The 7,133-nt window shown below is 57.5% G+C and carries 6 protein-coding genes; all 6 read left to right on the top strand.

The window, feature by feature from the left end; genetic code table 11:
* Positions 1 to 95: 95 nt before the first annotated feature.
* The 6 genes from pta (at position 96) to ACR0CW_RS18525 (ending at position 7,116) form a co-directional block, all read left to right on the top strand.
* Complete coding sequence (gene pta, locus ACR0CW_RS18550) at positions 96 to 1,118, top strand: phosphate acetyltransferase (RefSeq protein ID WP_480788912.1); 1,023 nt, start codon at positions 96 to 98, stop codon at positions 1,116 to 1,118.
* Positions 1,119 to 1,195: 77 nt separating this feature from the next.
* Positions 1,196 to 4,009, top strand: a complete 2,814-nt coding sequence (locus tag ACR0CW_RS18545) for a molybdopterin oxidoreductase family protein (RefSeq protein ID WP_480788911.1) — start codon at positions 1,196 to 1,198, stop codon at positions 4,007 to 4,009.
* Positions 4,006 to 4,770, top strand: coding sequence for a 4Fe-4S dicluster domain-containing protein (locus ACR0CW_RS18540; RefSeq protein ID WP_480788910.1), 765 nt, complete (start codon positions 4,006 to 4,008; stop codon positions 4,768 to 4,770). The genes ACR0CW_RS18545 and ACR0CW_RS18540 overlap by 4 nt, the downstream gene beginning before the upstream one ends.
* Positions 4,770 to 5,657 carry a dimethyl sulfoxide reductase anchor subunit family protein gene (locus ACR0CW_RS18535; protein WP_480788909.1) on the top strand — a complete coding sequence of 296 codons (888 nt, stop codon included), beginning with the start codon at positions 4,770 to 4,772 and terminating at the stop codon, positions 5,655 to 5,657. Before ACR0CW_RS18540 ends, ACR0CW_RS18535 begins: the two co-directional genes overlap by 1 nt.
* A 104-nt stretch (positions 5,658 to 5,761) precedes the next feature.
* On the top strand, positions 5,762 to 6,223 hold the full coding sequence (locus ACR0CW_RS18530; RefSeq protein WP_480788908.1) for a carboxymuconolactone decarboxylase family protein: 462 nt from the start codon (positions 5,762 to 5,764) through the stop codon (positions 6,221 to 6,223).
* Positions 6,220 to 7,116 (top strand): sigma-70 family RNA polymerase sigma factor, encoded by an 897-nt coding sequence (locus tag ACR0CW_RS18525; RefSeq protein ID WP_480788907.1) that lies wholly within the window; start codon positions 6,220 to 6,222, stop codon positions 7,114 to 7,116. Before ACR0CW_RS18530 ends, ACR0CW_RS18525 begins: the two co-directional genes overlap by 4 nt.
* The last annotated feature ends 17 nt before the right edge of the window (positions 7,117 to 7,133 follow it).

Genomic DNA, 7,133 nt, shown 5'->3' with positions numbered 1-7,133 from the left:
ACTGGGTGAACCCTTCCGCCGCGACGCCATGAAAAAACCCGTCGCAGTCGCCGGCATCGACGCAAACGACATGACACCGCAAGAGGCGTAACTGGGTGAAACCTCTGCGCACAATACTCGGAGCTGCAACCAGCTCCGACAAGATCATCGCCCTCGCTGAGGGCGATGATCCAAGAGTCGTCGAAGGCGCCCTGAAGGCCCGTTCCGAAGGGGTCGCCCGGATTATCCTTATTGGTGAGCAGGCCAAGGTCGAGGCTGAACTGGCAAAGCAAGGCGGTTCGAATGTTGACGGGATCGAAATTCACGACCCCAACAGCTCTTCTCTGACCGAGTCCTTCGCCGCGGAACTGCATGAACTGCGCAAGCATAAGGGCATGACGCCCGAGCAGGCCCGAGAGCAGATCACGAAACGCCTGAACTATGCCGCGATGCTGGTTCACAAGGGGCTGGCCGATGGGACTGTCGGCGGCGCGGTGGAAACAACATCAGACACAGTCCGTGCAGCCTTGCAAATCATTGGCAAAGCACCTGATGCTGCTATGGTTTCGAGCTTCTTCCTGATGCTCTATTGCCGCGATCATCATTCGGTAAGGGGCGCTCATATCTTTGCGGATTGTGGTCTGGTTGTTGATCCGAACGAAGAAGAGCTGGCGGCAATCGCCCGTGCCTCAGCAGCATCCTACCACGCATTGACGAATGAAACGCCACGCGTGGCGATGTTGTCATTCTCGACCACAGGCAGCGCCAAACATCCGAAAGTGTCGAAGGTCGTCGAGGCGACAGAGATTGCCAAGGCAGCGGACCCGGATCTGCTGATCGATGGTGAACTGCAGTTTGACGCAGCCTTTGTTCCAGAAGTAGCGGCCAAGAAAGCGGCGGCTTCCCCGTTGCAGGGCCAGGCAAATGTCTTTGTCTTTCCAAATCTCGACGCTGGCAACCTTGGCTACAAAATTGCGCAACGTATCGGCGGCGCCGAGGCGATCGGACCAGTCCTGCAAGGATTGGCGAAACCTGCAAATGACCTCTCGCGCGGTTGCTCGGCCGAAGATGTCCTACACATGGTGGCGGTGACCGCAGTCCAGGCGCAAACCTCCCAAACCCGAAAGGATGTTTCCTAAACTCGGGCGAAGCAAAATAATGTTCCGGTTTTTCCATCGAATATGGAAAGATCGGTTCAATAGCCACAGGGACCCAAATGAACCAGCCAATAATCGACACATCGCCAAAGGTTTCAGACGAAATCCGGCGAACCACTTGCTACATGTGTGCCTGCCGCTGCGGTATCAATGTGCACATGAAAGACGGCAAGGTTGCCTATATCGAAGGCAACCGCGATCACCCTGTCAACAAGGGGGTGTTATGTGCCAAAGGCTCGGCTGGCATCATGCAGGTCAACGCCCCATCGCGGCTACGCGCACCGCTAAAGCGGGTGGGACCGCGCGGTTCCGGCGAATTCGAAGAGATCAGCTGGGATGAGGCGCTGGAGATTGCAGTCGGTTGGCTGAAACCAATCCGCGAGGACAACCCCGAGAAGCTGGCGTTTTTCACCGGCCGCGACCAGAGCCAAAGCTTCACCAGCTTCTGGGCTCAGAACTTCGGCACTTGTAACTACGCGGCCCACGGCGGGTTCTGCTCGGTAAACATGGCGGCCGGTGGCATCTACACGATGGGCGGCGCGTTCTGGGAATTCGGTCAGCCCGACTGGGATCACACCAAGCTATTCATGTTGTTTGGAGTAGCCGAGGACCACGACTCGAACCCGATCAAGATGGGCATCGGTAAGATCAAGGCGCGCGGCGCGCGTGTGATCGGCGTCAACCCGATCCGGTCGGGCTATAACGCTGTTGCGGATGATTGGGTTGGCATCACGCCCGGCACCGACGGGTTGTTTATCCTGTCGATGATCCACGTGCTGATGAAAGCGGGTAAGATCGATCTCGACTACCTCAGCCGTTACACCAATGCTCCGGTTCTGATCGACGCGACCGAAGGCCCGACCAAAGGTCTGTTCCTGCGCGATGCGAATGGCAAACCGCTGGTCGTCGACCGCAACACGGGCGAGTTGACCGCCTTCGACAAGCCCGGCGTCCGCCCGGACCTCTCGGCCACCTATGAAAAGGATGGCGTCACCCACCGTCCGGTCTTCCACCTGATGGCCGAGCGCTATCTCAGCGACGAATACGCCCCCGAAAAGGTGGCCGAACAGTGCGGCATTCCCGCCACCAGCATCCGTGCCATCGCAGGCGAGCTGGCCCGTGTCGCCTTTGACGAGGCGTTCGAGCTCGATCACGAATGGACAGATTTCCGAGGCGAGAAACACTCCAAGATGATCGGTCGCCCCGTCGCCATGCACTCGATGCGCGGCGTGTCGGCCCATGCCAACGGTTTTCAGACCTGCCGCGCGCTGCATGTTCTGCAGATCATCCTCGGCACGGTCGAGGTTCCCGGCGGCTTCCGCTTCAAACCGCCCTATCCCAAGCCGGTCGAGGCACACCCGACACCGCACTGCAAGGTGACGCCAAACTCGCCGCTGGATGGCCCACATTTGGGGTTTGTTCAGGGCCCCGAGCACCTGGCGCTGAAAGAAGATGGCAGCCCCGCGCGGATCGACAAGGCATTCACCTGGGAAAACCCGATGTCCAGCCACGGGCTGATGCATATGGTGATCTCGAACGCGCATGCGGGCGACCCCTACAAGATCGACACGCTGTTCATGTACATGGCGAACATGTCGTGGAACTCGACCATGAACACCAAAGGTGTCATGGAGATGCTGACGGACAAGGATGAGAACGGCGATTATGTGATCCCGCACATCATCTATTCCGACGCTTACAGCTCGGAAATGGTGGCTTATGCCGACCTGATCCTGCCCGACACCACTTATCTGGAGCGCCACGACTGTATCTCGCTGCTTGACCGCCCGATCTGTGAGGCCGAGGCAGCAGCAGACGCCATCCGCTGGCCTGTGATAGAACCCGACCGTGACGTGCGCGGGTTCCAGTCGGTGCTAATCGATCTGGCCAACCGGTTGGAACTGCCCGGCTTCACCAAAGAGGACGGCAGCGCCAAATGGGTGGATTACGCCGATTACATCGTCAACCACGAACGCAAACCCGGCATAGGTCCCCTCGCCGGCTTCCGTGGTGAAAACGGTGACAAGGAAGGCCGAGGCGAGGTCAATCCCGACCAGCTGAACCGTTACATTGAAAACGGCGGCTTCTACGTAGCCCACATTCCCGAAGGTGCGGATTACTACAAACCGTGGAACACCGCCTATCAGGACTGGGCCGTTGGCATGGGCATCTATGACAGCCCGCAGCCTTACCTGTTTCAGCTGTATTCCGAGCCGATGCGCAAATTCCAATTGGCCGCCGAAGGCCATGGTGAGCGTCAGCCGCCGGACCATCTGCGCGCGCGGATCAAGGAAACGCTGGACCCGATGCCGATCTGGTATGAAACCGACCAGCACGGCAACGAAGGCTTCAACGTCAACGCCCTGACCCAGCGCCCTATGGCCATGTACCACAGCTGGGGTACCCAAAACGCGTGGCTGCGCCAGCTGCACGGACGCAACCCTCTCTATGTTCCGACAAAACTGATGCGCGAGCATGGGCTGCAGGATGGCGACTGGGCAAAAGTGACGTCTCCGCATGGTGAGATCACGGTTCCGGTCATGGAAATGGCGGCACTGAACGAAAACACCGTCTGGACCTGGAACGCCATCGGCAAGCGCAAAGGCGCGTGGGCATTGCAAGAGGACGCACCCGAGGCGACCAAGGGCTTCCTGCTGAACCACCTGATCCACGAGCTTCTGCCGCCTAAGGGTGACGGTTTGCGATGGGCTAACTCTGACCCGATCACCGGTCAGGCTGCGTGGTTCGACCTCAAAGTGAAAATCGAAAAAGCTGCGCCACCTTCGGATGCAGAAAGCCAACCCGAGTTCGATCCAATCAAATCGCCGGTTGGTACTGGCCCGAAAGACTTGGCGTGGAAGGTAGGCAAATGACCCAACTCCCCCAATCCACTGAACGCAAGATGGGTCTGGTGATCGATCTGGATACCTGCGTCGGCTGCCATGCCTGCGTGATTTCGTGCAAAGGCTGGAACACCGAAAACTACGGCGCACCCCTGTCAGATCAGGACGCTTATGGCGCCAACCCGTCAGGGACCTTCCTGAACCGAGTGCATTCCTACGAAGTGCAGCCCGAACAGGGTCATGCCCAGCTCATCCACTTCCCCAAATCCTGCCTCCATTGCGAAGATGCGCCCTGTGTCACCGTTTGTCCCACTGGGGCCAGCTACAAGCGTGTCGAGGACGGTATCGTTCTGGTGAACGAAAGCGATTGCATCGGCTGTGGTTTGTGCGCGTGGTCATGCCCTTACGGCGCGCGGGAACTGGATCAGGCCGAAGGCGTGATGAAGAAATGCACCCTGTGCGTTGACCGGATCTACAACGAAAACCTGACCGAAGTAGATCGTGTCCCGTCATGCGTCCGTACCTGCCCCGCCGGAGCGCGCCATTTTGGCGATCTTGGTGATCCCGACAGCGATGTCAGCAAACTGGTCGCAGACCGTGGAGGCATGGATCTGATGCCCGAAATGGGCACCAAGCCCGTCAACAAATACCTGCCGCCGCGCCCCAAGGATCAGGTCGAAGACCAAATCGACATCCTGGCACCGCTGCTGGCACCGGTCGCTGAAGAGTCCAAAGGGTTCCTGGGCTGGCTGGACAAAGCGCTCGACAAAATTCCCGGAGGAGCGAACTGATGCATCCCGCACCTTCAGTCATCATATTCACGACCTTTTCGGGTCTGGGCTTTGGGCTCTTGTTTTTCCTGGGTCTAGGCCAACCACCGGTCACTGGCTTTGTCGCCTTCGTATTCTACGCCATCGCCTATGCGCTGGCGGTGGGCGGTCTTCTGGCGTCGACATTTCATCTGGGCCATCCAGAACGCGCATGGAAAGCCTTCAGCCAATGGAAATCCAGCTGGCTCAGCCGCGAGGGCGTCTGCGCAGTTGCCGCGCTTATCATTATGGGTCTCTATGCGCTTGGAGCAGTGTTCCTGCAAAGCCAATGGACATTGTTGGGTTGGGTCGGTGCGATACTCAGCCTTGCTACCGTCTTCACCACCTCAATGATCTACACCCAGCTCAAGACCATCCCACGCTGGAACATGAATCTTACACCAGCCATGTTTCTGTCCTATAGCCTGGCGGGCGGTGCGCTGTTATCAGGGGCTGAAACACTTGCCCCCTGGCTGCTTGCAATAGCGGGCGCAATTCAGCTGGCATACTGGGCCAAGGGCGATCAGGCCTTGGCAAGCTCCGGCACCAATCTGGGCACAGCAACTGGTCTTGGGGATCGTGGCACCGTTCGGGCGTTCGAACCACCGCATACCGGAACCAACTATCTGCTGCGTGAATTCGTCCATGTCGTGGGCCGCAAACACGCTCAGAAGCTGCGTGTGATTTCATTCGTTCTTGCGTTTGTGCTGCCCTTGCTGCTGATCCTGACACCGGTCGCGGGGGTCGCGATCAAGCATGTCTTTGCGCTGCTTGCCGTACTGTCACATCTGACCGGGGTCGTGGTCTCGCGCTGGCTGTTCTTTGCTCAGGCCGAACATGTGGTCGGGTTGTACTACGGAAAACGATAATCTGACTAAGAGCCTCGGTAACGAGGCTCTTTTTTTACCAACCATGTCACAAACCCGGTGGCCCGCCCGTCCTGTTTTTGTTCAAATCAAAACAGGAGAATTCGATGTCCCCGCGGATCAATCATTTTGCCGTCGCACCTGAACTGCTGCAACCAATGCTCGACATGGAGGAACGTCTGCGTGCCTCAGGGTTGGAGCATTGTCTGAATGAACTCGTCAAACTAAGAGTTTCACAGATCAATGGCTGCGCCTATTGCATTCACATGCACACGCATGACGCCCGAACCAATGGTGAGAGCGAAGATCGCCTGCACCTTCTGAACGCCTGGCATGAGTCGTCGCTTTATTCAGAACGTGAACGCGCCGCTCTTGCATGGGCCGAAGCCCTGACCCGCGTTGAAACCAGTCGAGCTCCGGACGATGTGTATAAGACAATGGCGAAGTATTTTTCGGAACACGAGCAGGTCGCACTGACTTTGGTGGTTACCACCATCAATGCGTGGAATCGTCTGGCGATCGGATTTGCAGTTCCTCACCCCGACACCACTAAGGCCACAGCAGCGTGACACAGACGGGTCCACAGCCTAAAGAACAGGCCTTTGTCGATATGCAACCGCGACTTTTCGCGGTTGCATATCGCATGCTCGGATCGGTCAGCGACGCTGAAGACATCGTACAGGACGCCTATCTACGCTGGCAGCGGGTTGAGTTCGATCAGGTACGGGATAAAACGGGTTACTTGATCCGGATCGTAACGCGCCTGTGTCTCGACCAACTGCGCGCAGCCCGTACAGTACGTGAGACCTATCCCGGTGAGTGGTTGCCGGAACCTCTGATTACCGACGATTCAACAGAACGGCTGGATCGTGATGTTTCGGTCGCGCTCTTGATGGCATTGGAACGTTTATCACCGCTCGAACGCGCGGCCTTCCTTCTTCATGACGTTTTCGAACACTCTTATGAAGAGCTTTCAGAAACGCTCAAACGCAGTCAGAGCAGTTGTCGTCAACTCGTCAGCCGTGCGCGCAAACATGTCGAACAGGTCAAGCCACGGGTCCGGATTGAACGTGAACACGGTGAGGAATTGGCCAAAGCGTTTTTCAGCGCTGCAAAAAGTGGAGATACAAAGCACCTGACTGCTCTGCTGGCGCGCGATGTTCAACTTCACTCGGACGGTGGTGGAAAGATCATAGCAACACTGAACCCGATCTACGGACGGGACAAAGTCATCCGTTTCTTTGCCGGGCTGGCACGAAAGCCGTCAGCACCACGTTCATTCCGATGGGCATTTTGTTGGTTGAATGGTTTGCCCGCAATCATCAACCGCGAGCCCGGAGGCTCATTGCAGGCAACATCATTGAAGATCGAAGACGGGCAGATTGCGGAGATCTACATGGTCCGCAATCCGGACAAAACTCAGCATCTGCAAGATCTACTGGATAAACAGGGCCTGCTTTAGCCAGCAGACCCTGACAG

Source organism: Ruegeria sp. CH6, from assembly GCF_056537005.1.
Note: the sequence above shows the minus strand (reverse complement) of the source record. Positions and strands in the feature narration are given on the sequence as shown.